At 59.2% G+C, this 26,290-nt stretch carries 23 protein-coding genes, 1 tRNA gene and 1 other RNA gene; 9 read left to right on the top strand and 16 right to left on the bottom strand.

Translation table 11 applies throughout. The features are described 5' to 3' along the window. Nucleotides 1-19: 19 nt before the first annotated feature. A complete protein-coding gene (locus ACQRA4_RS10255; RefSeq protein ID WP_427822980.1) occupies nucleotides 20-364 on the bottom strand; it encodes a hypothetical protein in 345 nt (114 codons plus the stop codon). A gap of 102 nt (nucleotides 365-466) precedes the next feature. Between ACQRA4_RS10255 and rnc the strand changes: the two genes are divergently transcribed. Next, nucleotides 467-1,207: a ribonuclease III gene (gene rnc, locus ACQRA4_RS10250; RefSeq protein ID WP_427822979.1), complete on the top strand. Its 741-nt coding sequence runs from the start codon at nucleotides 467-469 to the stop codon at nucleotides 1,205-1,207. 91 nt (nucleotides 1,208-1,298) lie between these two features. On the opposite strand, the gene ACQRA4_RS10245 is transcribed toward rnc, so the two are convergent. The 15 genes from ACQRA4_RS10245 to ACQRA4_RS10175 form a co-directional block, all read right to left on the bottom strand. After that, nucleotides 1,299-2,207 (bottom strand): flagellin, encoded by a 909-nt coding sequence (locus tag ACQRA4_RS10245; protein WP_427822978.1) that lies wholly within the window; start codon nucleotides 2,205-2,207, stop codon nucleotides 1,299-1,301. A gap of 562 nt (nucleotides 2,208-2,769) precedes the next feature. Further along, the gene (locus ACQRA4_RS10240; RefSeq protein WP_427822977.1) at nucleotides 2,770-4,578 is read right to left on the bottom strand and encodes a flagellar hook protein FlgE; all 1,809 of its coding nucleotides are present in this window, start codon (nucleotides 4,576-4,578) and stop codon (nucleotides 2,770-2,772) included. 75 nt (nucleotides 4,579-4,653) lie between these two features. Beyond that, a complete protein-coding gene (locus ACQRA4_RS10235; RefSeq protein WP_427822976.1) occupies nucleotides 4,654-5,481 on the bottom strand; it encodes a flagellar hook assembly protein FlgD in 828 nt (275 codons plus the stop codon). Between the two features lie 21 nt (nucleotides 5,482-5,502). Next, the gene (locus ACQRA4_RS10230) at nucleotides 5,503-7,407 is read right to left on the bottom strand and encodes a flagellar hook-length control protein FliK (RefSeq protein ID WP_427822975.1); all 1,905 of its coding nucleotides are present in this window, start codon (nucleotides 7,405-7,407) and stop codon (nucleotides 5,503-5,505) included. Nucleotides 7,408-7,543: 136 nt separating this feature from the next. Next, nucleotides 7,544-8,968 carry a glycosyltransferase family 9 protein gene (locus tag ACQRA4_RS10225; RefSeq protein WP_427822974.1) on the bottom strand — a complete coding sequence of 475 codons (1,425 nt, stop codon included), beginning with the start codon at nucleotides 8,966-8,968 and terminating at the stop codon, nucleotides 7,544-7,546. Beyond that, nucleotides 8,965-10,710: a CgeB family protein gene (locus tag ACQRA4_RS10220; protein WP_427822973.1), complete on the bottom strand. Its 1,746-nt coding sequence runs from the start codon at nucleotides 10,708-10,710 to the stop codon at nucleotides 8,965-8,967. The genes ACQRA4_RS10225 and ACQRA4_RS10220 overlap by 4 nt, the downstream gene beginning before the upstream one ends. Then, nucleotides 10,707-11,840, bottom strand: a complete 1,134-nt coding sequence (locus tag ACQRA4_RS10215; RefSeq protein ID WP_427822972.1) for a FapA family protein — start codon at nucleotides 11,838-11,840, stop codon at nucleotides 10,707-10,709. Before ACQRA4_RS10215 ends, ACQRA4_RS10220 begins: the two co-directional genes overlap by 4 nt. A 40-nt stretch (nucleotides 11,841-11,880) precedes the next feature. Then, on the bottom strand, nucleotides 11,881-12,234 hold the full coding sequence (locus tag ACQRA4_RS10210; protein WP_427822971.1) for an STAS domain-containing protein: 354 nt from the start codon (nucleotides 12,232-12,234) through the stop codon (nucleotides 11,881-11,883). A 12-nt stretch (nucleotides 12,235-12,246) separates the two neighbouring features. Beyond that, nucleotides 12,247-12,753: a D-aminoacyl-tRNA deacylase gene (gene dtd, locus ACQRA4_RS10205; protein ID WP_427822970.1), complete on the bottom strand. Its 507-nt coding sequence runs from the start codon at nucleotides 12,751-12,753 to the stop codon at nucleotides 12,247-12,249. Nucleotides 12,754-12,775: 22 nt separating this feature from the next. Further along, entirely contained in the window at nucleotides 12,776-14,527 is a 1,752-nt protein-coding gene (locus ACQRA4_RS10200) for a long-chain-fatty-acid--CoA ligase (RefSeq protein WP_427822969.1), read from the bottom strand. A gap of 18 nt (nucleotides 14,528-14,545) precedes the next feature. Beyond that, nucleotides 14,546-15,790 (bottom strand): 2-C-methyl-D-erythritol 4-phosphate cytidylyltransferase, encoded by a 1,245-nt coding sequence (gene ispD / locus ACQRA4_RS10195; RefSeq protein ID WP_427822968.1) that lies wholly within the window; start codon nucleotides 15,788-15,790, stop codon nucleotides 14,546-14,548. Nucleotides 15,791-15,808: 18 nt separating this feature from the next. Next, nucleotides 15,809-16,170: RNase P RNA component class A (gene rnpB / locus ACQRA4_RS10190), an RNA gene on the bottom strand. A gap of 97 nt (nucleotides 16,171-16,267) precedes the next feature. Next, entirely contained in the window at nucleotides 16,268-17,044 is a 777-nt protein-coding gene (locus ACQRA4_RS10185) for a zinc ribbon domain-containing protein (protein ID WP_427822967.1), read from the bottom strand. A gap of 16 nt (nucleotides 17,045-17,060) precedes the next feature. Beyond that, a complete protein-coding gene (locus ACQRA4_RS10180) occupies nucleotides 17,061-17,855 on the bottom strand; it encodes a Nif3-like dinuclear metal center hexameric protein (RefSeq protein WP_427822966.1) in 795 nt (264 codons plus the stop codon). Between the two features lie 349 nt (nucleotides 17,856-18,204). Next, nucleotides 18,205-19,014: a phosphoribosylformylglycinamidine synthase subunit PurQ gene (locus ACQRA4_RS10175; RefSeq protein ID WP_427822965.1), complete on the bottom strand. Its 810-nt coding sequence runs from the start codon at nucleotides 19,012-19,014 to the stop codon at nucleotides 18,205-18,207. 202 nt (nucleotides 19,015-19,216) lie between these two features. Here ACQRA4_RS10175 and ACQRA4_RS10170 point away from each other — a divergent pair, with 202 nt between their 5' ends. The 8 genes from ACQRA4_RS10170 to ACQRA4_RS10135 all read left to right on the top strand — a co-directional run bounded on the left by ACQRA4_RS10170 (nucleotide 19,217) and on the right by ACQRA4_RS10135 (nucleotide 26,101). Beyond that, entirely contained in the window at nucleotides 19,217-20,860 is a 1,644-nt protein-coding gene (locus ACQRA4_RS10170; protein WP_427822964.1) for a CTP synthase, read from the top strand. A gap of 407 nt (nucleotides 20,861-21,267) precedes the next feature. Continuing rightward, complete coding sequence (gene rpoN, locus ACQRA4_RS10165; protein WP_427822963.1) at nucleotides 21,268-22,695, top strand: RNA polymerase factor sigma-54; 1,428 nt, start codon at nucleotides 21,268-21,270, stop codon at nucleotides 22,693-22,695. 36 nt (nucleotides 22,696-22,731) lie between these two features. Continuing rightward, nucleotides 22,732-23,271 carry a ribosome hibernation-promoting factor, HPF/YfiA family gene (hpf, locus tag ACQRA4_RS10160; protein ID WP_427822962.1) on the top strand — a complete coding sequence of 180 codons (540 nt, stop codon included), beginning with the start codon at nucleotides 22,732-22,734 and terminating at the stop codon, nucleotides 23,269-23,271. 69 nt (nucleotides 23,272-23,340) lie between these two features. Then, complete coding sequence (rapZ, locus tag ACQRA4_RS10155) at nucleotides 23,341-24,288, top strand: RNase adapter RapZ (protein WP_427822961.1); 948 nt, start codon at nucleotides 23,341-23,343, stop codon at nucleotides 24,286-24,288. A gap of 34 nt (nucleotides 24,289-24,322) precedes the next feature. Then, nucleotides 24,323-24,766, top strand: a complete 444-nt coding sequence (locus ACQRA4_RS10150; RefSeq protein ID WP_427822960.1) for a PTS sugar transporter subunit IIA — start codon at nucleotides 24,323-24,325, stop codon at nucleotides 24,764-24,766. Nucleotides 24,767-24,769: 3 nt separating this feature from the next. Then, entirely contained in the window at nucleotides 24,770-25,228 is a 459-nt protein-coding gene (locus ACQRA4_RS10145; protein ID WP_427822959.1) for a PTS sugar transporter subunit IIB, read from the top strand. A gap of 180 nt (nucleotides 25,229-25,408) precedes the next feature. Beyond that, entirely contained in the window at nucleotides 25,409-25,918 is a 510-nt protein-coding gene (locus ACQRA4_RS10140; protein ID WP_427822958.1) for a hypothetical protein, read from the top strand. 106 nt (nucleotides 25,919-26,024) lie between these two features. Next, nucleotides 26,025-26,101: transfer RNA gene (locus tag ACQRA4_RS10135), tRNA-Arg, on the top strand. The last annotated feature ends 189 nt before the right edge of the window (nucleotides 26,102-26,290 follow it).

Raw genomic sequence — 26,290 nt, 5'->3', positions numbered from 1 at the left:
CAGTATTGGATCCGTCCCACTACTTGATCAGACCGCTGCCGTTGCCGCCGGGCATGGGACCGGAACCGAACTGCAGTTTGCCGAGGCCGCCCGCGACCGTAAGGTTGGTGCTGGCTTCAATATATTTGTCCTGGAGTTCCTTGGGAGTATCGGCATAACGGTAGAGGAAGGCTTTTCCCTCCAGCGTGCCGCTGAAGTCGGGTTCAAAGGGATAGCCGTAAGGCAGCATCATCATTTGCACGCCCTGCTGGGTGGGGATGCTCTGAATGGCGGCCACATCGTTGAGGCAGTCCTTTTCCTGATCATATTTGCCGATGACCAGTTCGCCAGTCACCAGCTTCATCAAGCGGATATCATAAGCCATGCTCTGCTCCTCATAAGTAAGTTGCATTTAGGTAGGCATTGGCCGGGCGCATGTCAAGAGATTTTCTGTTGCCATCAGATGCAAAACGGATACATTGAGGGCATGAGTGCTGCTGATTTCTCTATTTTGCAAGAACGGCTGGGCCATGTCTTTGCGCGTCCGCAACTGCTTGATCTGGCTCTGACGCACAGCTCCTGGGCCAATGAGTGCGACGGCGGCCAGCGTCACAATGAGCGGCAGGAATTTTTGGGCGACGCCGTGCTGGAGCTCTGCGTCTCCTGGGAACTGTTCCGCCGCTTTCCGAATGCCCGCGAAGGGGAGTTGACCAAACTGCGCGCGCGGCTGGTGAGCACCGTCAGCCTGGCGGAGCGAGCGCGGGAATTCGGCCTGGACGGCCTGCTGAAATTAGGCAAGGGGGAGGAGCGCCAGGGCGGTCGAAACCGCGATTCCGTTCTCAGTGACGCCCTGGAAGCGGTGCTTGCCGCCGTGTACGAAGACGGGGGCTTTGCCGCAGCGCAAAAAGCGGTGGCCTGTATTTTTGAACGGCATTGGCCACAGACTGCCGGGCAGCCGCAAAAAAAAGACTGCAAGACGCGCTTGCAGGAAGCGGCGCAACAGTTGTTCGGGGAAAGACCGGTTTATGCCCGGCTGGCAAGCCATGGCCCCGAGCACGCCAAGATTTTTGAAGTGTCTCTGCATCTGCCGGACGGCAGAGAGTTCACGGCCAGCGGCACAAGCTGCAAGAGAGCCGAGCAGGAGGCCGCCCGTCTGGCTCTGAACGCCCTGGAACCCGCGAGAAAGGCGGGTATGCGCCCACCATGCGCGGCATGGCGCACGCCGTAAGGGGCATGCCGGGCCGGGCGGGATTTCCGGCCCGGGGGCACAGCCCCCGGGCCTCCCGTCTTTGGTCTGCCACAGCCTATATCAAGATGACCTAGCCGCCGATGAGCTGCATGGCCATCTGGGGCAGCGAGTTTGCTTGCGAGAGCATGGCTACCGCGCTTTGACTCAAAATCTGGTTTCTGACGAACTCCGTCATTTCCGTCGCCACATCCACGTCGGAAATTCGGGATTCCGCGGCCTGAAGATTTTCAGCCTGGGTATTCAGGTTGGTGATGGTGTTTTCCAGGCGGTTCTGCATGGCGCCCAGATGCGCGCGAATCTTGTCCTTGGACACGATGGCGTTTGTCAGGGCCACCAGCGTCTTCTGCGCGGCTTCCTGGGTGGAGACGGTACCGCCTTCGCGCAGCTCTCCCGTGGCGTCGTCAATGGCCTGATTGCCTATGCCCAGAGCCGAGGCCGTGCAGTTGCCAATAGTGATATAGTAATAGTCTTCGGCGGAATCATTGCCGGTGCCGAAGTGAACCTTGAGCTTGCCGGTGGAGGTCATGCCGCTGCCGTCGTGCACGCTGCTTGACAGGTTGCCGTCCAGCAGCTTGATGCCGTTGAAATCCGTGGCATTGGCAATACGAGTGATTTCCGAAGCCATAGCCTGATATTCGGATTCGATCATCAGACGCTGGGTGGAATCATATGTGCCGGTGGCGGCCTGTTCGGCCAGTTCCTTCATGCGGGTCAGTTTTTCGTCGATGACGCCCAGAGCGCCGTCAGCGGTCTGAATCATGGAAATGGCGTCGTTGGCGTTGCGCGCGCCCTGTTGCAGGGTGGCGATGTCGGCGCGCTGCAATTCGCGGATGGCCAGACCGGCGGCGTCGTCCGCCGCGCTGTTGACCCGCAGGCCGGTGGACAGACGTTCTGTCGAGGTAGCCAGCCTGCCGTAATGAGCATTCAGGTTCCGGGCCGTATTGGCGGCCATCATATTGTGGTTAACGACCAAAGACATGGGACACCTCCTGGGTGGTTGACTAAGCTGTGCCCACTCTTCTGCAATGCATATGCCAAAAGTATTTATATATTATATTTCAATATGTTACATGAAATAAAAAGAATGGGGAAATTTTTTCCTCCGTATTTGTGTTGAATTTTTGGCGCGCTATGGAAAGGCGGCGGGGTTGATTTTGCCGCAGCTGGGCCATGCCGGGGCGGCGGATTGTGCGGCGCGGGCTTCCCGCGGACAGGCATCAATGACCTTCACGTCATGCCGCGCATGGGGAGCGCGCCGGAGGCTGAAAAGAACCGTCTGCCCGCAGGGCGACCGCCACGGGGCGGAGGCGTGCCGCAGGCTGCGCGGCATTCGGCAATTTTTGCAAAGAGCTCGCGCCCTTCCTGCGCCCGGCGGCAAAAAAACATGGCTTCGCCGTGCTTGCCGCTGTGTTCTCCATGCAAAAAGCGCCGACCCTGGAGGCCGGCGCTTTGTACGGAGAAAGCCGGATTGCAGCGCTATCCCTTCGCTGTGGGGCGTCCGCGCCATGCGGATGCGCCCTCGTCCGGGCGGCAGTATCAGACTACCGCTTCATGCTGATAACCGTTTCAAGCATGGTGTCCACAGTGGTGATGCCCTTGGAGTTGGCCTGGAAGCCGCGCTGGGTGGTGATCATTTGCACAAACTCGCGGCTCATGTCCACGTTGGACTGTTCTATATTGTAGGCGTTGGTTGACCCGAAACCGCCGTCATTGGGCACGCCCTGGCGCGCCTTGCCGGATTCTTTTGTTTCGGCGAAAAGATTGCCGCCTTCCCGGTAAAGGCCCTGGGGATTGTCAAAATCGCAGAGCAGCAGCTGCCACAGGGCCAGGGTTTCGCCGTTGTCATAAGAGCCATAGACGACGCCGTTTTCGTCAATCTGATAGGTGCTCAGAATGCCGGCGGAATAACCATCCGCATCCGAATCCTGCACGACGGACTTGCCCTGCTTGAGGAAGCTGGCGCTGTTTTCCCGGTTGGGCGAGGTCATGGTGGCGCCCGTGGCGGAAAAGTCGAGCGTCTTCTGCGTGGCGGGAGGCGTGGCAGCATTGGTCGTCAGGTTGGCCAGGGAAGTGGCGGCATTATTCCAGGCCGGATTATTGGCGGTATTTCTCAGCCCCAGGTCAAGTTCAATGATGTAGTTTTCCGCGATGCTGTACGGGGTGCCGCCGTTGGCCGCCGTTTCAGCCACGCTGTTGGCCAGGGGCTTGCCGTCAAAGTTGGCCGTGAACACGGGCAGACCGTTGTTGGAAATCTTGGTGGGCTGCCAGGATTTCATGTCGTTGGGATCCTGATCGCAGGCCTTATCCGCCGCCAGTGGATCGCCGTTCTTATCTAGGCCGTTGGCGCCATAGGTGTAGGCAGTCTGGTTGACCAACTGGCCGCTTTCATTGAAGATCAGATGCCCTGTCATCAGCACGCCGGCCTTTCTGGTGCCGGCAAAGGTCTTCGCGTTGGCTATCTGCGGGTTGCCCTCGGCGTCGTAGGTGATGGTGCCCTCGTAAGTGCGCTTGTCTTCGGACGGAGGAATGGTCACCAGGTATTCGTATACGGTGTAGCCATTGGGGAGGCCTGAAATCTTGTAGTCATCATTTTCAAGAGCCACCTGGTCGTAATAGACCGACATGGTGTGCTTGGAGCCGCCCTCGTCGTACACGTCAATGTCGGATTTGCCCGTATAGGCGGTACTGGCCAGCGGCGTTTCAGCGGTGCCGTCCCACTGGTTCCAGAGCGCGGACATGGGATTGTCGGGGTTGGTGGTTCTGTCGCTGCCGGCGTCGGTGCTCAGCCCCATGACAAAGGATACGCTCTGGGTCTGCCGCGGCGGCAGATTCCACATATCCAGCACAATATCCGTGGGCGTGCCGCTGCCCACATAGGCGGATTCCGTCGAGGAGATGCTGCCCAGGCTGGTGGCGCCGCGGTTGAAAGTCAGATTGCTGGAATTGTCCACACGCCAGCCCTGCACGCGCAGGCCCTGGGGGTTGATGAGCTGGCGGTCTTTATCGAAATAGAAATCACCGGCGCGGGTATAGTACATTTCATCAGAGTTGGGCTTGCGCACCTTGAAGTAACCGTTGCCGTCAATGGCCAGATCGGATCCGGTATTGGTGCTTTCAAACGAGCCCTGCGAAAAGTCGCCCAACACGGCATAGGTGCTCACGCCCGCGCCGATCTGGGTGGGGCCGCTGGCGCTGCCCGCGCCAAGGTACAAATAGTCGTTAAAGTCCATGCGCTGGCTTTTGAAGCCGATGGTGCTCACGTTGGCGATATTGTTGCCCACCACATTCATCTTGTTGCCGTGAGCGAGCAGGCCGGAAACGCTTGTCCACATGCTGGCTGAAAGACCCATGACTTCCTCCGTATATGCTTCTTGGGATAGTTGTTTGCAGGCGGTTGCGCCGCCGGGATAGTTTTGTCGTTAACTTCAGGCGGCCTGTCCGGTGGTTGCCTCCGTGTTTTCGCCGCCGGAACTTCCAGTATTTTCGCCGCCGCCGGAATTTTCTGCATGGGAAGCGTCTTCGTCAGGCGGCGTTTCCGTCTTGTTGTCGCTGCCGACAACCTTGGGTTCGGAAACCTGGCGCACATTGGCAAGCGGCATCAACTGCCCGCCGTCCATACCCAGGTAGACTATGCCGTCGTCATTGACCACGCCGGTCACGGTGGCATCCACGACCTGATCCGAGAGCACGGCTTCGCCGTCGGCATTGTAGGCGGCCAGAGATACCGTATATACCCCGTCCGGGGCCACATCGCCGGCGCTGGTCATGCCGTTCCAGGTAAATTCGAATGTCGGTCCGGCAGCCTTGCCGCTGATATCTTCGGTATAGACCGTGTTGCCGCTGGCGTCTCTCACGGTCAGCACGCCCCTGGCCACAGCGTCGCCAAACGCATAGCGGAAGGTGCTCACCGTAGTCTCGCCGGAACTGCTGGTGTTTTTGCCGATGCTGTTGCCGGAAATGGTTACCTGCTTGCCGATATAGGATGTGGCGTTGATCATTTGCTGGTTGTTGGTGGCCTCGGTCAGCCCTTCCATGCTCGTGTTCAGGTTCATCAGCTGTTCCAGACTGGAGAACTGCGCCATCTGGGCAATAAATTCCTTGTCCTCCATAGGATTGAGCGGGTCCTGATACTTGAACTGGGTGACCAGCAGCAGCATGAAGGAATCTTTGTCCAGATTGCTGCCCTTCTGCTTGGAGAGGGCGGCATTAAACTCGTTATTGGTCTGATTCAGGGCTTGCGTAATGCTGGACATGGCTTACTCCGCTTTGGCTGATCAAGCCACCACATGCAAAGACTGGGTGGCATATCTTGCCGTTTGCCCTGAAAATTGCACAGGCTGTGCCAAAACGTCAGCCTCTCTATTTTTACTGGAATTACGCATCGTTGCAAGATTCTTGAGACGGGCAAGTTCTTCCCGGCGGGCATCTTCTTCCTGCCAGGAGTTGTGCTGATCCAGGTTTTGCCACAGGCGGCCGTCGTCGCCCTGCTGGTTTTGAATTTGAACCTCAATCTTGTCCACCTTGACGCCCTGCTGTTCCAGGTTGGCGCGGATGGCGTCCAACTGGCGGGTGACCATTTCGGCGGTTTCGCTCTTTTCGGAACGGATGCGCGCGCTTACCTCGCCATTGCGGGCCGTAAGCGTCAGCGTGATAGCCCCCAGTTCCTGCGGGTGAAGTTGCAGATCCAGTCGGCTGCCGCCGTCCCTGAGGGCGGAGAGAAGACCGCTTTCCACCTGTCGGGCCACCTGGGCGGCCGGAGGCCGGCTGGGAAGGGCGGTGTCCTGTAGGGGAGAAGTTTCAGAGATGTTCTGCCCGCCCCGCAGCATGGAAAAGACGATGGAACCGGCGTTGTTGCTCTGGGACGGCGTGGCCCGTGTTTCCACCTTGTTCAGCAGTTCACTCCATTCCTTGCCTTTGCTTTGTCCGCTGTTGTTTTCAAAATCGGGAGCGCTGAATCTGCTCTTGCTGCCTTCCTCAGCGTCAGCGCGCGTCGCGACGGCTTCCGCCTCAGTGAGCACACGCGCCTTGTCGCTCTGGGCGTCGCGCTGTTCCATGCCGCCGGCCCTGCCCACGGTCGCGCCATCCGCCTTGTTCGTCTTGGAGGAAGTGATCGACGTGCCGCTTTTTCGGGAACCGCCAGCCTCGCCCGCGACGCCGCTCTGTCTGCCATTCAGCTTGCGGCTGACAGCGTCGCTTTGCGCGTTAATATCGCCATTGTCAGGCGTGCCGGCCCGCTGGCCGGATCGCAGGGTCTGGCTGAGAACTTCACGGCTGGCTTCCTGCACGGTATTGTCGATCATGATCCGGCTTTGCTGCACCTTGCGGTCTTGCAGCGCGCTGGCGGCCTTTTCCTTCTCCATGCGCTCGCGGGCCTTGCCGATGATGGGCTTGAGCGTCTGCTCCAGCGCGGCGTTCAGCTTCTGAAGGTCAGCCTTGGCCGCAGTGAACTGCGCCGAGGCCGGCCCCATGAGATTGCCGAACTGTTCAGTCGTTACACGCAGATTGTCATAAGCGCCGAAACTGTCAGAGATGCTTTGCAGGCTTCTGGAATTCAGCCCCAGGCCCCTGCCCAGAGCAAGAGCCTCATCACGGCTGATTTCAATATTTTCGCCAGGTTCCAGCCTGGCAAACGCGTTGGAGATCAGTGCCAGGGCCGCCTCGCCCTTGCCTTCGCCCATACGCTGCAGCGCTTCGATGGCAAGATCGCCTGTGGGGTCGATTTTTCCCAGCAGGGTGGTGATGGTCTGGGCGTCTTCGTCGCTGATATCCACAGCCGCGCCTTTGCCTATCAGACTGACCATGACCTGGGCCAGCAACGCGCCGTCAGGCTGAGCGGCCAGCACATCGAACTGTTGCAGGCTTTCGGCCGACACGCCGGCCTTGATGAGCTGTTTCCGCAACTCCTGCAACTCCTGCTTGGTAAAGCAGACTTCATCCAGGGTATAGGTGACGCCATCCGTGGTGTTGCGGCTGTAGGGCCCTTCAACCAGGGGGCGGGACTGTTCGGAATCTTCCTGCAGGGCGCTGTTCACAGAAAAGTTCTGCCCGCTTTCCACAGAACCTATGGCGCTCTGCATGGCTTGCGCAAAATCGGAGGAGGCATCCGTACCGGAAGCGGCATCCATGCTGCCCAGAAAGTTCAAGCCAAAACCGGTCGGATCGGCGGGAATAATTTGCATTGTTACACTCCTTGCGCCGAAAGTATTCAAGGAGTGTTCCAAAATAAAATATCAATTATTTCAATATGATATCAAATCAAGAGCTGTTTGTCGCGGCAAGTTCTGCCGGAATGGGGGCAGTGAACGGCAAGCGGGGCTATTCCGCCCCGGAAGAGAAAAGGGCACGAAGGGCGGTCAGTCGCTCCAGGGTTGTTTGCCAGCCCTGAGGCGAAAAATCGGCATTTTGCAGGAACATATGCGTATGCCCGGCAAAAAGGCGCAGCAGGGGAACCTCCCCGCGCCAGAAGTCGGCGGGCATGGTTTGATGCCTGAAGGCGGCGGCGCAGCGCGCGCAGAGGCCGGCCAGACCGGCGTCCAGCCGCTGGGCCAGCGCTGGAAAGGCATTCTGCAAGGCAGTGAGGCGTTGTCGGGCCAGCGGGCGCAATGAAGAATCATACAAAAAAAGAAAGACGGCCTGCCAGAAATCTTCCAAAAAAACACGGCAGGAAGGCGAAGTGCGAGCCGCCTGATCTTCCAAGGCCTCAAGCCGATACAGCCCCAAGGCGTCACGGCCCGTGCGGCAGAGGGACAAGCCGGGGAGCGGGCCGGAGCGGGACAGCGGGCGATTGCCCCGGGGATCTTCCAGAATGGCCAGCGCCGCGCGGGCCACGGCCGCCGGAGTGAACGCCAGCTTGCAGTAAAGTTTGGAGCGTCGGCACTGCCAGCAGCCCACACAGCTCATGGCCGCGCGCAAAACCCACTGGCCGGGCGCCGTGGGGCCTGTTTCACGCGCGTGCACCGGCCCCATGGAAAGGTTGAGCACCGGCACGCCCAGCCAGTCGGCCAGATGCATGGGGCCGGTATCCGGGCTAATGCAAAGATCCACGCCGCGCAGCACGGCGGCGACCTCTCCAAGCGGCAGACGACCGCAAAGATTGGCCTGCGGCAAGCGGGCCAGGCGCGCCACCTCCCGCCCCAGCGCGCTTTCAGCCGGGCCGCCCAGAAAGACGGGCATGAAGCCGGCGGCGGCAAGTCTGTGGGCCAAACGCGCCCAGAACAGGGCGTCCGGGCGTTTGGCGGCTTCACTGGCTCCCAAAACCAGAGCCACGCGCCCGCTTTTCGCGCCCACGGGCAGCATGTATCCGGCCTGACCGGGGCGCACCGTGGGGGCCAGATCCAGCCGGTACAGATCTGACCAGTGGAATGCGTTATGGTGATTGTTCTGCGTCAGGGCTGTGCGATAGAGCTGCCAATAGCCGTGCACATGCAAACCGCCCGGCGAAGCCGCGGGCCCCAGCTTGAACGCGGCCGTGGCGTCCGCCAGGCAGGTGGCCGCGCTGGAACGGCCGCTCAGATTGATGACCACCGTGTATGTGCCGCGCGCCAGAGCGGGACAATGCGAGGGAGGGAAAAAAACCACCTCCGGCGCCAGGGGCATCAACTCCTGAAAAAATTGCGGCTCGGCCGCCACCCAGAGGGGGTGGCCCGGCCAGCGTTTTTTGAGGGCCAGCAGCAGGGGAAAGGTCAGGATCAGATCCCCCATGCGCTGCAGTTGCAAGACCAGCAGGGGATCAGCGCTCATGCGGACGCCTTGCCCGCCGTCGGCGTTCCGTAAATATTGCGCATTTGTTCAAGCAAGGCTTGAAGTCTATGCTCCCAGGCATGGCAGGCCAGCACACGCTTGCGCCCGGCGGCGGCCACTTTACGGCGTTCCAGCGGATGATTCAGATAATACCGAACCATGTCTTGGATTTCCTCCGGCTCGTGGTAGCAGGCCATTTCGTCAGGCTCAAACAGTTGTTCCATCTGCGGGCGCCAGTCTGTAAGCACAAAGGCCCCTGCGGCGGGCACATCGAAAACGCGCTGGTTGACCGCGCCCTTCATCTGCTTGCTGGTGCAGTTAAAGTTGATGGCGGAATGCCCGTAGAAGGCCGGGAGTTCCGCATAATAGCTCAGGGCGTCCAGATAGCGCGGCTGACATGCTTCATGCCGAAATTCCACCCGCCAGCCGCGGTCGCCCACGATCAGGGGGTGGAAGGGCAGCAGGCGGCGCACGCAGCCGTTACGGTACAAACGGGTGGCCTGCCAGGTGATGGCGGTTTCGTAAGCCAGTCGCGCCTCATTGTCGGGCAGGGCCGCGTAGCGGGCATAAACGCCGGGAAAGGATCGCCGCAGGAAGCCCGTCACTGAGCGCTGTTCGCTGGTCATGAAGGCGCCGGCGACTTCACGGAAGGGCAGCAGCAATTCTCGCGGAAAGCGCCCGCTTTTCAGCCGACCGCCTACTTTATAGAGCATGGAGTTGCCCACAAAGGAAATATCGGCCTTCCACGCGTCGGGAACCGCCGCGCGGCGCGGGCTGAAACGTTCGGTATCCGTCCCCAGAGGCAGATAAAAGACATGCTCGAAGCCGGTTTGCCGCAGGCTTTCAATATTGTCGGCGTCCCAGGTGAAAAGGGCGGTCCAGGGGCTGACGCAACGCGTGTAGAGATGGATGATCAGGTGCGGATTGTCCACAAACCAGGAGGCCAGAGGCAGCTGCAGACGGGCCAGCAGATCCATGAGCACGCCTTCCACATCCACGCCCATGTGATTGAGCGTGATGCAGCAATCCGGCCTGAAAGAGAGCACAGCCTCAAGCAATCGCTGGATGAAATCCTCACAGGCCAGGGCGTCGTTGCCGAGGGTGACAAGCTTGTAGTCAAGTCCCAGCTTGCGGCAGGCCCTTTCCAGTTCGCCCATCAAAAAATATTTGCTGGTCAACAGAAGCACGCGCGGCCTTGCATCCTGAAAACGGGGCCGCACGGCGCGACCCCAGAAATCAAAGCGGGCGCTGGCGGCGAGTTTGTCGCGCAATTCGCCGTAATAGGCACGATCCAGACGCAGATAAAAGGGCAGCGGCAGAGGCAGCAGGCGCTTGCCGCCATGGCGGGTCTGCCAGTGCGTCAACGCGGTAAGCGCGGCATGCGTGTCTTGCGCGTCCACCAGCAGCACGCGCCGCCGCGAGAGTTCGGGCAGCGCGTCCAGCACGCCGGTCATCTCCCGCAGGGCGCGTTCCTTTTCAACCACGGCGATGGGGCCATCGCCTTCTTCAAGCAACAGATGAAGGGCGTGCCCCAGGCCCGCCCCGAGCAAAACCGGAAGCGCGCCCTTGCGCTGTTCCGGCGGTATGGCATTGACCACGGCTTTTTCACGCTCCGGCCCGCCGGGGCCGAGCATGGCGAAAGAGCGACCGCCCACATGCGCCACAATATCCGCCGGGGGATCGCCCCTGCCATGTCGCCCGGGAAAAATAGACTCGAAACGCGGCTTGTCTTGCGGGGTCATCTGGTCTTGCTCTTGTCGGCGGGCAGGGTTTCCACCACGATGTCGTCCTGATTAAGCCGGAACTGAACGTTTTCGTAAGGCCGCTCCACGAGCATAAAGGCCCGGCCGATGGATAGTTCCACGCCGGGAAAAACCTTGCCTGGCGCCATCAGGCGGCAGTTCTGCACGTTTTTTTCATCCAGGCTGATTCTGGCGGCGAGTTCCGCGCGACGTTTCATGACCATTTCGCGTTGCTTGATGAGGCGGGTCAGCTTGCGGCTGGCGTCATTGGCGTCGGGCGGCAGATGACCGGCCACAGCATTGAGGTGGGTTATGCTTTGGGAAAGCTCGGCAATCAGTTTTTCAATTTTTTCCAGATTGCGGACGGTCAGAGTATCGTAACCCAGATATATTTGCGTGGGAATCGCGGCCTTGTTGCCCAATTGCTTCCCCACATAAACATTGCCGTAGGCGTTGACGGTGCTGCCGTATAACTGGTCAAGCACCACCAGATTGGCGCCGGCGTATACCGTGCTGTACAGACAGTACTTGTCAACGACGATATTGCCGCGGGCGCGGGCTTCAATTTTCTCCATGAACCGGGTAAGCAGCTTGCCGCCGGCATCCAGCAGACAGTGTCTTCCGGCGCCGCCGCGCGCGCCGCCCTTGACCAGCAGGTCGCGCCGGACGCGCACCTGACCGCCCTCAACTATGCCGCTGATCTTAAGATTATTGGCCTGTACGGAAAAACCGGCGCGTACTGAGCCGTGCACGGCCAGATCACCCACAAAAAAGACATTGCCGGTATGAAAACCGACATCCTGCCGTACATTCAGCAGGCCTTTGACCGTAATTTTTCCTCTATAGTAAAAAACATAGCCGTTGGCGTCCGCCAGCAGATAGTTGGGATAGGCCGGATCCACGCGGGTGTTGGCGCCGATGGGCAGTTCCGGCTTGTTGAGCACAAAACGCGGATCAGGTTTGCTTTCCAGTTGTTCCAGGGGAATGATTTCGGCCAGAAGCTGCCCGGTGATGACATTCTGCGCGTAACCAAATGTATACAACCCCAGATTGCCAGCGGCCTTGTCGCCGGGCTTCAGATGCAGATAGTCAAAATCCGGGTTGAAGTAGTGCCGCAGATAGTATTGCATATGGCCTCTGTCTGAGCTGAAAAATGTCGCTTGGCAGGCGCTACCCCGTCACGTCCGGGATATAGCCTTTGAGTTCTTCCTCTCTTTCGCAAGTGGGGAAAAAACCGTCTATTTGCGCATCTTTCAAAAGTTGTGCCACATGCGGCGCGGGGTTGAGCAGAACCAGCCTGCGCCCCCGCCCCTGCAGTTGAAAACAGAGGTTGATAAGGACGCCCAGCCCCGCCTTGTCCATTCGCCCCGCCTGGCTGAGATCCAGTACCACCTGTTGAACGTTGGACGCCGACAGGCAGGCGTTTATCCGCTGGTGAAACTCGACCACATCGGGCAGCAGCACATCGCCGGTCAGATGCAGAAAGTTGATGTTATTGCGAGACTCCGCTTGCAGATCGAACATGGCCGAGCCTCCTCAATGCACAGAGTATTGCCGGTTATGGTCAGGAAAAAGTCGGGCGGAATCCAGCCAAATGGTCACCGGCCCCCAATTGCGGAGGCGGACTTCCATCTCAGCTCCAAATATGCCTGAGGATACGCTGTCATGGCAAGCCCCGTCAACAAGGCTCACGAAGCGTTTGAACAGCTCGGCGGCCCAGACGGGTTCGCACGCCTCGCTGAAGGAAGGTCGGCGGCCTTTGCGGCAATCGGCGTAGAGTGTGAATTGCGGCGCCAGCAGTATCTGGCCGCCGAAATCCTGAAGAGAGCGATGAAATTTGTGAGCAGCGTCGCCCTGGCCGGGAAAAATGCGTAAATCCAGAAGCTTGCGGGCCATACCTGCAAAGGCCGGGCTGTGGTGAAACTCAGGCCCGTCCTCGCGTCCGAAACCCACCAGACCCAGCAGGCCAGCGCCAATGGCGGCCACAATGCGACCATCCACACTGATCGAGGCGTCATGCACCCGCTGTACCAGAATGCGCATCAAACCACCCCCGGATTGTCGCTTACCCCTCCTGGCTCGATTCAACGGCGGAAGAGGCGTTTCCCTGTTTCAAAGGCCGTTTTTTCCGGCGGCTGTTTTTGCGTTCCTCCTCTTCACGAAGAACCCGACGAAGCACCTTGCCCACAATGGTCTTGGGCAAATTCTCACGAAATTCCACCAGGCGAGGAACCTTGTAGGAGGCCAACTTGCTGCGACACCAGGCGATAATATCGGCCTTGCTCAGGCTTTCGCCGAGGGTGGGCACAACATAGGCCTTGAGCACCTCACCGCGCACATCGTCGCTGATGCCCACGGTGACGGCTTCCACGATTTTGGGATGCTCCAGCAACACCTCATCCACTTCGCGCGGGTAGACATTGTAGCCGCCCACAAGAACCATGTCCTTCTTGCGATCCACAATATAAAAATAGCCGTCCTCGTCCATGGTGGCCAGATCGCCGGTATACAGCCAGCCGTTGCGCAAGGCGCTGGCCGTTTCGTCCGGCCGCCGCCAGTAGCCTTCCATCACCTGGGGCCCCTGGACGACCAGCTCGCCCATTTTGCCGGGAGGCAGGGTCAGAGAGCCGCCTTCCATATCCACAACGCGGGCGTCGGTGCCGGGCAGGGGCATGCCGATGGAATTTTCTTTCTGGCCCTGGCGACCCAGGGGGTTGATGTGCGTGATGGGCGAAGCTTCGGTAAGACCGTACCCTTCCAGAATGGCGGCGCCGGTGACCTCCTGAAAGCGGCGAAAAATTTCGCGCGGCAGCGGCGCCGAGCCGGAAACGCATATCTTGATGCTTTTCAGATCGTAACGCGCCAGGTCTTTCTGCTGCAAAAGGGAAATGTAGACGGAAGGGGCGCCAGGAAAAACAGTGGCTTTGTGTCGGGCAATGACGCGCAGCACGTCCTGCGGCACATAGCGCGGCAGGGGCAGGGTCGTGGCGGCCAGAGCCATGGGGATGATCAGGCCCGTTGTCAGACCGTACACATGAAAGAAGGGCAGCAGCGAAATGAAAGTGTGGTGCGTTTCGGCAGTGACGTTGATGATGTCCAGCACCTGGCGGCAATTGGTGCCCAGATTGGCGTGCGTCAGGACAACGCCCTTGGGCTGGCCGGTGGTGCCGCCGGTATATTGGAGCATGACCGGGGCATGAACCGGATCCGCAATGGGTTCCGTATGGCGTTCCGCGCCCTTGTGAAAGGTCTTCCAGGCAAAAATATTCTTGTTGTCGTAGGGGATGGACGCCTTGTTTTGCCGGCTCTGCTTGAAGCGGTACAACCAGTTCAGGGGAAAGGAGAGAGCATCGCCAACGCTGGTGACAATAAAGTTGCGCAACGGCAGACGGTCGCGCAAGGCGGCCACTCGCGGCCAGAGCATATCCAGCAGGATCATGTGCTCCGCTCCGGAGTCATGCATGTTTTCCAGCAGCTCCTTTTCCATATAGAGCGGATTGGTCATCACAACCACGGCCCCGGCCTTGATGACGCCCCAGAAGGCGATGACGGTCTGGGGCAGATTGGGCAGCATGACAGCCACGCGGTGGCCCGGCTCCACGCCCATGCGCCGCAACGCTCCGGCAAAAAGTTCCGCCCGTTCGCGCAAACTTTTGTAGGTGATGCGCGTATTCTGGAAAATCAGGGCGTTACGGTGCGGGTATGCCTCTGCGGCCATGTCCAGCATGGTATACAGGGGTTTCTCCCAAATCTCCGCGCTACGGGGCACAAAATCCTCATAATGGGCGAACCAGGGCCGGCGTGACTCAGTATTCATGGCGCATCCTTATGGAGATCAAAGGTCGGAGAGAGTGTGTGCGGGAGCGGCAGGAGACGGCGCAGCGTCGCCCAGGGCGCTGACTACCGCATAGGCTTTGATGCCTTCGATCCGGCCGGTAAAGCCCAAGCCTTCCTCGGTGGTGGCCTTGAGGTTGACATGCGTTTTGTCCAGCCCCAGCAGGCGGGCGACATTTTTGCGTATTTCCTCACGGAAGGGCGACAGGCGCGGCCTCTGGGCCACGATAGTCAGATCGGCATGGCAGAGCGTGACCTGGGCCTCGCGCAGCATCTCCAGCACCTGATCCAGCAAAACGGCGGATGAAATGCCCTCAAAACGGGCCTGGCTGTCGGGAAAAAGCTGGCCGATGTCGCCCAGCCCGGCACAGCCCAGCAGGGCGTCCATAAGCGCGTGCAGCAGCACGTCTCCGTCAGAATGGGCCACGACCTCCGGCCCCTCCGAAATAAGCACGCCGCCCAGTTTCAGGGGACGCCCCGGCCCGTAACGGTGCACGTCATAGCCCATGCCCGTACGGGGATGCGGCGCGGAAAGGCCATCGGCCAGCAGGGCGAGATCTTCGGGATTGGTTATCTTCACGTTGGCAACCTCGCCGGACAGCATATGGACGTCATGCCCCAGGGCTTCCATCAGGGCCGCGTCATCAGTGACTGTCAGCCCCGTTTCCTCAGCATGCCGGTGCGCCTGGCGCAGCAGGGGCAGATCAAAACCCTGCGGCGTTTGCGCCGCCGCCAGCCGGGAGCGGGGCAGAGTGCCCGTAACGAGCCCGTTATCCACCAGCTTGATGGTGTCCGTAACGGGCAGGCCGGGGATGGCGGCAGAAGCGCCCTGTCGCAACGCCTCACAAATGCGCCGCGGCAGGGCCGGGCTCAAAAAGGGCCGGGCAGCGTCGTGCACCAGCACATGGCGCGCCTCACGCGGCAAGGCCGCCAGCCCCAGGCGCACGGAATCCTGTCGCAACGCGCCGCCCGCCACTGCAAGCCAGGGCAGCCCCAGGTCATCCCGGGCCTGTAGCGCGCGCAGCGTTTCAGCCTCCACGGCGCAACGCTCCGGGGGAAAGACAAAGGCGACGCCATGCACAACGGCGCTGCGGCTCATGGCTCGCGCCGCGTGCCAGTACAATGGAAACCCCCGCCAGCGTAAAAACTGTTTGGACAGGCCGCCGGCGGCAGCCGCCAGGCGGCTGCCGCGGCCGGCGGCCAGAATCAGGGCCCAGGTTTTTTCCGGCCTGGAATTTTCAGGCATGACAAGCCTCTGACAACAAGCGGGAGCCGGACGATAAGCCGGGTTCTGTCATGCGGCAGGCCGCACATGACCGTCATTCCTCTAGGAGCGCGGTTGCCCGCGCCCTCAAGCAACCTACCCGGAAGGCATGGGCCGGGCCGACCGCCTTCCCTATTTGGTCTTGCTCCAGACGGGGTATGCCGAGCATGCCGCGTCGCCGCGGCATCTGGTGGGCTCTTGCCCCACCGTTTCACCCTTACCGCGCAAAGCCGCGCGGCGGTTTGCTTTCTGTGGCGCTGTCCGAGGGTCGCCCCTCCTGGGTGTTACCCAGCGTCCTGCCCTGTGGAGCCCGGACTTTCCTCTCCGGGCCAACGGCCCGCAGCGACGGTCTGTCCGGCTCCCGCTGTGTTGATCGGCGGAAGCGCCGGTGGGAGCTTCCGCAACGTTTTGCTGTTTTGTTCAATTATGAAAGGTCTCAAGTATGTGCAAACACTTTCTTCAGTCCGTCAGCGGCGTCGCTTTGGGCGCAGGAGCGGACTCTTCCGGCAACGTGAAATGCTCGCACCAGAAGATCAGGCGCTGGCAATTGGGGCAGCTCAAAATCTGCTGGCCGCGCTGCAGCTCAATGAATGATTGAGGCGGTATCGCAATATGGCAGCGAGAGCATACGCCGTCTTTGACGGCCACGATGACCGGGTGCTCCAGGCGCACGCGAATGAACTCGTAGCGCATGAATACCGGTTGAGGAATGACTTTGCTGACCTGGGCGCGCTTCCGGCTCAGATTTTCCAGATTGGCCTTGGCGTTCTGGATTTTTTCTTCCAGGCCTTCACGCTTGACCTCAAGCTCAGCCTTCAGGGCGGAGTGATCCCGATCTATTTCAGCCAGCGTGTCGTTTTGCAACTGCAACTCTTCCATGAGGGTCATCTTTTCTTCCTCACGGGAGCGGTTGACTTTTTCCATACTGTCCATTTCACGCATCATGGCGTGGTATTCACGAGTATTGCCCACTTGCATGAGCTTGTTTTTGCTCTTTTTGATTCTGGCGGAATCGTCGTCAATTTCTAGAGAAAGGCGTTTTTGCTGTTCCTGAAGGTGCGCCAGCTTATCCAGAACGCGATTGCGCTGGGCCTCGACGGCTTCAAAGCGCTGTTCCAGTTCCTCAAGGTCTCGGGGCGCGCGCTCCAGCTCCTGTCTGACCGCAAAAATGGCGTCATCCACTTTTTGCAGTTCCAGCAACTGCTTTATTTGATCCAAGTAAACGGCATTGCTCATATAATCCTCCTGGGAGTCATGACAAAAGGGCGGGGCGCAACGGCGAAGCCGAAGGCACGAAAACGATGTTCAGGCCGGCAAGCCGTTGGGCAAGCACCTGACTCATGCGGCGCATCATTTCCTCTTCCAGGCTGTGGTGCCCCACATCCAGCAGGCATATTTCGGCCTCCAGCGCCGTGTGATATTTGACGTCGCCGGTGATGAAAAGTTGCGCGCCGGACGCGCGGGCCTCCCGCAGCAGAGAAGAACCGGAGCCGGTGCAGTACGCCAGGCGCGAAATGTTTTTCGGCGAGGGGCCGCAGACCGTGGCGGTGGACAATTCGATATGGCGGCCCAGGGCGGACACGATCTGCGTCAGGCTCAGGGGCGTCGGCAGGTCGCCGGCCAGGCCGAAACCCAGGGGCAACGCGGCATCAATCAGCGGCGACGCCGTGGGTTCCAGCACCGCCAGGTTGCGCAGCGCCAGTTCGTCGGCCAGCCAGCCGGCCGGGCCGTTCGCATTGACGTCCAACGAGGTGTGAGCGCTGTAGAGCGGCACGTCGGCGGCGAACAGCAGGCGCAAAACCTCGTGATAGGCGTCCAGCCGCCGGGGCAGGGCGGGCTTGAGCGCCAGAGGGTGGTGGCTCAGAATGCACTGCGCGCCCGATGCCAAAGCCTGACGCACTGAGGCGGGCGTAGGGTCAAGGCAGACAGCCAGAACGTCGGCATCGGCTCTGTGCGCCGCTACCTGCAAGCCGGACACATCCCAGGACGCGGCGGCCCGCAGGGGAGCAATTTCTTCAATGGCACTAAATATTTCAATAAGTTGCATTGATATTGACCTTAATAAAAAAGGCACTTTCTTCCTGGGAGCCAGAGAAAGCGCCTTGAAAATCATGCGGCGTAAAAAAAGAAAACAAAACTTGCGACAAGCCTGTACACACCTTGTCTGACGCGGACGGGTTAAGCCACGCGGCTATAATGCTATACTGACAATGCTGCGCTGAATCTCACTATATTAGACATTAAAAGATGCCCTGTCAAGGCGTCGCCGTCTTGGAAAGATTCGCGACTCTTCTGGTAAAATCCACTAACATATTGAATTACAACAAAATCAATGCCGCATTAAGGGAATGCGCCATTTTCATGCCGCAGTGAATTTTTGCAACTGACGCGGATTTTCACTGACCGCGCAGGTAGCGCACGGCATTGACAAAAAGCAGCGTTCCCGGCGGGTCCAGTTCGCCTCTGGTCCAGGCGGGGTGATTGGTCACATGATGGAAAGCTTCGGGGTGGGGCATAAGGCCCAGCACGCGGCCCGTGGGGTCTGTAAGTCCGGCGATGGCCAGCGGCGAACCATTGGGGTTAAGAGGATATTCCTGCGTGGGAGCGCCGCTTTCAGGGTCGGCATACTGCAGGGCGATGAGCTGTTCTGCCTCAATGCGGCGCAGGCATTCCGCGTCACGGGGGACGAGCTTGCCTTCGCCGTGACGCACAGGCATGGCCAGCAAGGGCAAGCCTTTGGTAAAGACGCAAGGGCTGTCGGGATTGGGCCGCAGATGCACCCAGCGGTCTTCAAAACGCGCGGAATCGTTGTGACCCAGAGAAGCCTGACGCTCAAAGCGGGTTCCCCCCAGAGACGGCAGCACGCCCAGCTTGACAAGCAGTTGAAAGCCGTTGCAGATGCCGAGAATCAGCCTGCCCTGATCCAGAAATTCCCGCAGGGTTTGCAGCAGCGGCGTGCCCGCCCTGTCTTTCAGATAGCGCCAGCGCATGGCCGCCGTCTGCGCCGCGCCCAGGTCGTCGCCGTCCAGAAAGCCGCCAGGAAAAATCAGAAAATGATAGTCCGCAAGGCGCACGTCACCCGCCACCAGATCGGAGAAATGCACGACGTCGGCTCTGTCGGAACCGGCCAGACGGGCCGTATGCGCGGTTTCCAGATGCGAATTGGTGCCGTAGCCGGTGATGACCAGTGTATTGACCGTAGCCATGCGGGAGGAGCCTCCTTGGAGCAGCCTGAAAGACGCCCGGCCTGGAGAAACGCCCCTGGCGCGGGCCGGAACGTATGCCGGAAGGGGAAAAATACACTACGTACCTTGCCAGACTTAGTCAATGCTAGCCAAAAAAATTGATCTGGTGTATCAGCAACCGGATACGCGGAATCGCGCTTTCAAGCAAAACAGGTGGGAGGCCATGAAAACCAAATTTATCTTTGTGACGGGCGGGGTGTTGTCTTCACTGGGCAAGGGCCTGGCTGCCTCTTCGCTGGGCGCGCTGCTGCAGACGCGCGGCCTTTCGGTGACCATTCAGAAGCTGGACCCTTATATCAATGTGGACCCCGGCACCATGAACCCCTTCCAGCATGGCGAAGTGTTCGTGACCGACGACGGGGCTGAGACCGACCTTGATCTGGGCCACTACGAACGCTACCTCAATGTGCCCATGTCTCGCAAGAACAACACCACATCGGGCGCCATCTACAATCATGTCATCGCCAAGGAGCGCCATGGCGACTATCTGGGCGCCACCGTACAGGTCATCCCGCACATTACCGATGAAATCAAGCGAACAGTGCTTTCGCTGGCCGAGGGGGAGAACGCGCCTGATGTCGCCATTATCGAAATAGGCGGCACGGTGGGCGACATTGAGGGCCTGCCGTTTCTGGAGGCCATCCGCCAGTTGCGTTCGGAACTGGGGCGCGACAACTGTCTGAACATTCATCTGACTCTGGTGCCCTATCTGCGCTGTGCCGGCGAGCACAAGACCAAGCCCACCCAGCACAGCGTCAAGGAGCTGCTTTCCATCGGCATTCAGCCGGATATTATCCTCTGCCGTTGCGAGCAGAGCATCCCTCAGGAAATGCGCAAAAAAATAGCCCTGTTCTGCAATGTGGATCAGGATGCGGTTTTTTCCTCCGTGGATGTGGACAATATTTATGAAGTGCCCCTCAAGTTTTATGAGGAGGGCTTTGATCAGAAAGTGGCCATCATGCTGCGCCTGCCCGCGCGCAACGCGCATCTGGAATCCTGGGAAAAACTGGTTCACGACGGCGCCAACCCGCAGGGCAGGGTGACTATCGCCATCGTGGGCAAGTATGTGGACCTGAAAGAAGCCTACAAGAGCCTGCACGAGGCTCTGATTCACGGCGGCGTGGCCAACCGCGTGGCGGTGGAGCTGCGTTACGTCAATTCCGAGAATGTGACCGAGCGGAACGCGGCCTCGGTGTTCGAGGGCTGTGACGGCATTCTGGTGCCTGGCGGTTTCGGCTATCGCGGCGTGGAAGGCAAGATAGCGGCCATCCGCTATGCCCGTGAAAAGCGTGTGCCCTTTTTTGGCATCTGCCTGGGCATGCAGTGCGCGGTCATTGAGTTTGCCCGGCATGCGGCGGGTCTGGAAGATGCCAATTCAGAAGAATTTAATCCCCTGTCCGACCACAAGGTTATTTATCTGATGACCGAGTGGTTCGACTTCCGCACCAAAAATGTGGAAAAACGCGATGCCAGCAGCGACAAGGGCGGCACCATGCGTCTTGGCTCCTACCCCTGCAAGGTGCAGCCAGGCACCAGGGCCCATGAGGCGTACAAAAAGGATATGGTGGATGAGCGGCATCGCCACCGCTACGAATTTAACAATGCCTTCAAGGAAATTCTGGGACAGAAGGGCATGATCTTCAGCGGCACGGCCCCGGACGACTCTCTGGTGGAAATCATTGAACTGCCTGACCATCCCTGGTTTTTGGGCTGTCAGTTTCACCCTGAGTTCAAGTCCCGTCCCATGGCGGCCCATCCCCTGTTCCGCGAGTTCATCAAGGCGGCCAAGGGGCAATCCAGGGCCTGAATGCGGGATGCCGCCCGCCGCCGGGCTTGAAGCGCGCAAAGGTGGGCTTTTCGCCTCCCCGGGGCTGCCGACTTGTGTCGGCAGCCCCGGAAATCAGGAGCGGGGCGCGGCTTTGCCGCGCCGCAAGCGGCTGCTTTTCGTGTCTTTCAGCCGCGCAAGCGGCCTGAACGGCGCAAACATCGCAAAGCGTGCTTCGTCAATAGTCTGGCGCGAAAAGGGAGGCGAAACGTCTCCCTTTTCGCGCGCGGGTCAGCAGACTGCCGGTCTGGGCGAACCGCCGGCGCGGGCCTATTCCACCGCATCTTGTCGCAGCCTTCGGCTATTGCATAAATTGTCAGCATGTGGCACAATTCTTGTAAATAGAAAATTTGTTAAATATTTCACCTCGTCAGCGTAAAAGAGCGGTCATGGCACTGGAACTTCGTCAGCAATTGAAATTGGCCCAGCAGTTGGTCATGACGCCGCAACTGCAGCAGGCCATCAAACTGCTTCAGCTTTCGCGTCTGGAGCTGCTGGAGACCGTTCAGCAGGAGCTGCTGGACAATCCTTTTCTTGAAGAGTCTTCCGGCGATGACGCTGTTGATTCGGCTGCCCAAAGCGAGCGCCGGGACAGCGTTGAAGAGGAGGTTTATGACAAAGAATTGGCCAAGGACGCCTCGTGGGAGGACTACCTCGGCGAGTTTGCCAGCACTCCCCGCCTGATGCAGCAGCGCGAGTTTGAAGCCTCGGAAGAAATTTCACCTCTGGAAGCCCGCTATGCCGCCAAGCCTTCTCTGGAAGGGCATCTGCTCTGGCAGTTGCGTCTCTCCACACTGACCGACGAGCAAAAAGAAATCGGCGAGGTCATTATCGGCAATCTGGCTTCCTCCGGCTATTTGCAGGCCACGCTGGAAGAAATTGCGGAGATGACCAAATCTTCTTCCGACGCGGTGCGAACCGTGCTGGAGCGCGTGCAGCTGTTTGATCCCGTGGGCGTGGCCGCGCGCGACGCGCGGGAATGCTTGCTGATACAACTGAAAAGCCTGAATTACGACCGTGACCCCATCTTGCTTGAGCTGGTTCAATCCCACCTGGAAGACCTGGAGGCCAAGCGCTACAAGCCGCTGCTGCGCAAGTTCAAGCTAGATATGGAGGAACTCAAGGAATATCTTGATATCATCCAGAGTCTTGACCCGCTGCCCGGCGCGAGTTTCGGCGGCGGCGAACCCACCTATGTGAGTCCGGATGTCTTTGTCTACAAGATGGGCGATGAATTCGTCATTCTGCTCAATGAGGACGGGCTGCCGCAGTTGCAGCTTTCTTCGCTTTATCACATGGATATGGGAAGCTCCTCGGACAAGGAAAAGGAATACTTTGCAGAAAAAATGCGTTCGGCCACTTGGCTGATCAAGAGCCTGTACCAGCGTCAGCGCACGCTGTACAAGGTGGTGGAAAGCATTGTGCGCCATCAGCGGCCTTTTTTTGAGAACGGCGTCACCAGGCTGGCTCCGCTGATTCTGAAAGACATAGCCGATGATATCGGCATGCATGAATCCACGGTCAGCAGAATTACCAGCAATAAATATGTGGCCACGCCTCACGGAATTTTTGAACTGAAGTTTTTCTTCAACAGCGGTCTTGAGCTGGATGACGGCAGTCAGGTCGGCTCGGAAAGCGTCAAGGCCCTGATCAAGAAATTTATTGCCGATGAGGACCCCAAGGGGCCCCTGAGCGACGAACGCATCGGCGAGATGCTCAAGGAACGCCTGAAAGTGAACATAGCCCGCCGCACTGTGGCAAAATACCGCACGGCGCTGGATATTCCCTCGTCGTCACGTCGCAAGGAGCACTTCTGATCCCGCAGCGGTGCTTTGCAATCCCAAGGAGGAAACATGAATATATCTTTTGCGTTCAAGAACTTTGAGGCCTCCGATCATCTGAAGAAGTATGCCCGCCGCCGCATGGAAAAGCTGGGGCGTTTTTACGGCAAATCCGCCGGTCTGGAAGTAAACGTCGTGCTCACAGTGGACAAGTTCCGCCACCGCTGCGAAGTAACCGTCAGCGGTGAGGGGCTGCACATCAATGCCACAGAGCAGACTTCCGATATGTATGCGGCCATTGATCTTGTGGTTGACAAGGTGGAGGCTCAGATCAAGCGGCAGGTTTCCAGGGTCAAGGAGCAGCGCCGCAAGGCCCGCAACACTGAGGTGGATGTCTTCACCTATAACCTGGAAGCCCAGCATGAAGAAAATCAGCCCGTGGTGGGTACAGACCGCTTCGCCCCCAAGCCGTTGCATCTGGATGAGGCGCTGATGCAGCTGGATGCCATCGGCAGCGAGTTTCTGGTATTTCTCAATGCTGAAAGCAATCGCGTCAATGTGGTCTACCGGCGTCGCACCAGCGGTTATGCCCTGATTGACCCCGTGCTGTAGGTTGAGCCATGTTTGATCCGCCGGGCCGGTGGGTTTCCGCTCCGGTTCGGCGGCGTCCGCGAATATGCCATGAACACGCCACACGCTCCCTGTCGCAAGCCTTCCGGCGCGGATTTGACCGGGGTCGGTTCCGAAACCGCCACACGCGCCGTGCAGGTTTGCATTGTCACCGGCCTTTCCGGCGCCGGTAAAAGCACCGCTCTGCAAGTCTTTGAGGACTTGCGCTATTTTACCGTTGACGGTCTGCCCGCGAGCCTGGCGCCGGAAATGGCCGGCATGATGGAGCGGTCTTCCATGAGCCATTTCCGGGGCATTGCCCTGGGCATGGACATGCGCCAGAGCAATTTTTTGGATGAAATCAACGATGCGTTGAGCGTCATGGCCGCCAGGGGCATCCGACCGCTGTTGCTGTTTCTGGAGGCTGAGGCGCAGGTGCTCATGCGACGCTACGCCACCACCCGCCGCCCGCATCCTCTGGAACGCGAGGGCATGGGCCTTGAGGCCGCTCTTGCCGCCGAGCGCAACCGCCTGCGTGTCCTGCGGGAAATGGCTGATCTGGTCATCGACACTTCGCGTTTTTCCATCCATGACCTGCGGCGTTCCATTCAGAAGCGCTGGAGCGGCAACAAGGAAAATTTGCGCGCCATACGCGTCAATGTAATTTCCTTTGGCTTCAAGTACGGGGTTCCCCGCGAAGCGGACATGGTTTTTGATTTGCGTTTCCTGTCCAATCCATATTTTGTGGAAGATTTGCGCCCGCTGTGCGGCAAAGACAAGGCCGTCTCCGACTATGTTTTCGCCTCGGCCAGCGCAGTGGAATTTCGCAAGAAACTGCTGGATCTGCTTCTTTTTATACTGCCGCTGATGGAGGCCGAAGGCCGTTACCGCGTCACCATTGCCGTGGGCTGCACCGGAGGGCGGCACCGTTCTGTGGCTATGGCGGAGGAACTGGCGCAGGCGCTCCGGCAGGCGGACTATCCGGCTTCTCTGGAGCACCGGCATCTTGAACTTGGCTGAAAAAGCTGGCAGGCTGTGACCCGCGAGGAATGCCATGACGGATGAAAACAAGACGGCACAAGTCGGAATAATTCTGGTTGCGCATGCGGACTACGGTTCAGCCATGCTGCGCACTGCCGAGTTCATTCTGGGCCCGTTGAGCGACTGTAGTTCCATCAGTGTTGATGTTGCGCATGAAGTTTCCGAGACAGTACGCCGCCTGGACGATGCGGCCCAGCGTCTTGACAAGGGCGCGGGCGTCATCATCTTGACTGATATGTTTGGCGGCACGCCCACCAATCTGGCGCTTTCCCTGCTGGGCAGCCATAAGGTGGAGGTTGTCACGGGCGTCAATCTGCCCATGCTGCTGAAAGTTTTCACGTCACGCGACAAGCCGCTGGATGAGCTGGCCCAGATTGCCGGCGAGGCCGGGGCCAAGGGCATTGTGGTGGCCGGCAGTATGCTGCGCAACAAGGCCCGCGACAAATCGGGCGATTGATATATGTGGTTTCGTGTGGACAACCGCCTGGTGCATGGTCAGGTCATTGAAGCCTGGCTGCCGTATACCGGGAGCAAACATCTTATTGTGGCCAATGACGAGCTGGCTGCGGATATGTTGCGCCAGCAGATTGTGGAACTGGCCGTTCCCCAGCGGGTAAGCACTCATTTTATCCCTGTATGCGAATTGGCGGCAACGCTGGATATGTGCGGCGAAGACAGTTTTGTGCTGTTCGCCAACTGTCAGGACGCCCGCCGGGCTTGTGATGACGGCGTTGAAATGTCGGTGTTGAATATGGGCAATCTTCATTACGGGCCGGACAAGTTGCAGTTGTTGCCGCATGTGGCGCTTTCCGGGCGGGACAGGGAAGACTTGCGGATAATCAGACAACATCTTGTGCAGTTGGACTTTCGTTGTGTGCCTACTGAAAACGTGCGAGACTCTTATGATCAACTTCTCTGAGCTGATGCAGACAGGGTTGCCGTACGCTTTTTTTTTGTCCTGGCGGGGGCGGCGCGCTCTTCCTGTATTGTCGGCCTGCTGGACAGACCCCTTTGCCTGGCGCTGATTGCGGGCGTCTGCACTTCTGACTGGGCACTGGCCCTGTCTCTTGGCATTATATGTGAATTACTCTGGCTGGATGTGCTGGAGCTGGGCAGTGTAGTGCCCCCCTTCGGCAGTCTGAGTTTTCTGCTGCTTTTTCCTCTGGCCGCGCATTTCGATCTGAATCAGCCGGGGGAACTGTTGCTGCCCCTGATTTTGGTCATGCTTGCCGCGTATCTGGGCGCTTTTTTGGAACGCAGTCTGCGCATCCATGAAAACCGGCTGGTGGACAGGGTGGAATCATGGTGCGCCGGTGGCGGCCATTCGCTTGCGCCTGCGGGCGCTGTGCTGCGCATCATGTCACTCCGGGCCGTTTTGCAGTTCTTGTTATTTGTTCTGTGCTATGCGCTGCTCTTCTGTCTGCTCTCCATCCTGACGGCGTGTCAGACCCTGCCGCGTCTTATGCTGCTGAACTGGCCCATGTTGTATGTGGCGGCCTTGATGGGTGCGGTGCTTTCGCTGCGCACCCGGCGTGCCTATATGATGTTGATCGGCAGCCTGGGAACTCTCGCCCTGCTGCTCTGGGCCGAAGAGAGCGGGCTGGTCTGAGACGCGCGCGACTTCCACCGCTTTTTGCAGCATCCCGCTCCCCGTATGCAGAGGGCGTCGGGCCTGTTCTTGACATGCGCATTAAGAATCCCTACAAGGGGGCAACGCGCTCGTAGCTCAGTCGGATAGAGCGATAGCCTCCTAAGCTGTAGGCCGCAGGTTCGATTCCTGCCGGGCGCACCAATATTTCAGGCACTTATGTTGATTGCATAAGTGCCTTTTGTTTTGTGCACATATTTTTGGGCACATGCCAGATATCCGGCAAAGCTTCCACAACAGCCGCCCGCTTTTGCGCATCCATTACATACTGATAATGCGCGAGGAGCATGGTGGGAGTGCTGTGGCCCATGAGTTTGGATACGATCTGGCCAC

Origin of the sequence: Desulfovibrio sp. SGI.169, assembly GCF_050313595.1 — a bacterium.
Lineage (GTDB): Bacteria > Desulfobacterota > Desulfovibrionia > Desulfovibrionales > Desulfovibrionaceae > Desulfovibrio.
The sequence above is the reverse complement of the archived record's forward strand: the minus strand, read 5'-3'. Positions and strand labels throughout refer to the sequence as shown.

Bases quoted from the DNA above. Each gene is read 5' to 3' on its own strand.
- ACQRA4_RS10145 (WP_427822959.1), top strand. From the start codon at position 24,770: ATGTGGTTTCGTGTGGACAACCGCCTGGTGCATGGTCAGGTCATTGAA.
- ACQRA4_RS10245 (WP_427822978.1), bottom strand. From the start codon at position 2,207: ATGTCTTTGGTCGTTAACCACAATATGATGGCCGCCAATACGGCCCGG.
- ACQRA4_RS10175 (WP_427822965.1), bottom strand. From the start codon at position 19,014: ATGGCTACGGTCAATACACTGGTCATCACCGGCTACGGCACCAATTCG.
- rnc (WP_427822979.1), top strand. From the start codon at position 467: ATGAGTGCTGCTGATTTCTCTATTTTGCAAGAACGGCTGGGCCATGTC.
- ACQRA4_RS10150 (WP_427822960.1), top strand. From the start codon at position 24,323: ATGACGGATGAAAACAAGACGGCACAAGTCGGAATAATTCTGGTTGCG.
- ACQRA4_RS10240 (WP_427822977.1), bottom strand. From the start codon at position 4,578: ATGGGTCTTTCAGCCAGCATGTGGACAAGCGTTTCCGGCCTGCTCGCT.
- hpf (WP_427822962.1), top strand. From the start codon at position 22,732: ATGAATATATCTTTTGCGTTCAAGAACTTTGAGGCCTCCGATCATCTG.
- ACQRA4_RS10210 (WP_427822971.1), bottom strand. From the start codon at position 12,234: ATGTTCGATCTGCAAGCGGAGTCTCGCAATAACATCAACTTTCTGCAT.
- rapZ (WP_427822961.1), top strand. From the start codon at position 23,341: ATGAACACGCCACACGCTCCCTGTCGCAAGCCTTCCGGCGCGGATTTG.
- ACQRA4_RS10180 (WP_427822966.1), bottom strand. From the start codon at position 17,855: ATGCAACTTATTGAAATATTTAGTGCCATTGAAGAAATTGCTCCCCTG.
- dtd (WP_427822970.1), bottom strand. From the start codon at position 12,753: ATGCGCATTCTGGTACAGCGGGTGCATGACGCCTCGATCAGTGTGGAT.
- rpoN (WP_427822963.1), top strand. From the start codon at position 21,268: ATGGCACTGGAACTTCGTCAGCAATTGAAATTGGCCCAGCAGTTGGTC.
- ACQRA4_RS10220 (WP_427822973.1), bottom strand. From the start codon at position 10,710: ATGACCCCGCAAGACAAGCCGCGTTTCGAGTCTATTTTTCCCGGGCGA.
- ACQRA4_RS10255 (WP_427822980.1), bottom strand. From the start codon at position 364: ATGGCTTATGATATCCGCTTGATGAAGCTGGTGACTGGCGAACTGGTC.
- ACQRA4_RS10225 (WP_427822974.1), bottom strand. From the start codon at position 8,968: ATGAGCGCTGATCCCCTGCTGGTCTTGCAACTGCAGCGCATGGGGGAT.
- ACQRA4_RS10235 (WP_427822976.1), bottom strand. From the start codon at position 5,481: ATGTCCAGCATTACGCAAGCCCTGAATCAGACCAATAACGAGTTTAAT.
- ACQRA4_RS10200 (WP_427822969.1), bottom strand. From the start codon at position 14,527: ATGAATACTGAGTCACGCCGGCCCTGGTTCGCCCATTATGAGGATTTT.
- ispD (WP_427822968.1), bottom strand. From the start codon at position 15,790: ATGCCTGAAAATTCCAGGCCGGAAAAAACCTGGGCCCTGATTCTGGCC.
- ACQRA4_RS10215 (WP_427822972.1), bottom strand. From the start codon at position 11,840: ATGCAATACTATCTGCGGCACTACTTCAACCCGGATTTTGACTATCTG.
- ACQRA4_RS10185 (WP_427822967.1), bottom strand. From the start codon at position 17,044: ATGAGCAATGCCGTTTACTTGGATCAAATAAAGCAGTTGCTGGAACTG.
- ACQRA4_RS10170 (WP_427822964.1), top strand. From the start codon at position 19,217: ATGAAAACCAAATTTATCTTTGTGACGGGCGGGGTGTTGTCTTCACTG.
- ACQRA4_RS10230 (WP_427822975.1), bottom strand. From the start codon at position 7,407: ATGCAAATTATTCCCGCCGATCCGACCGGTTTTGGCTTGAACTTTCTG.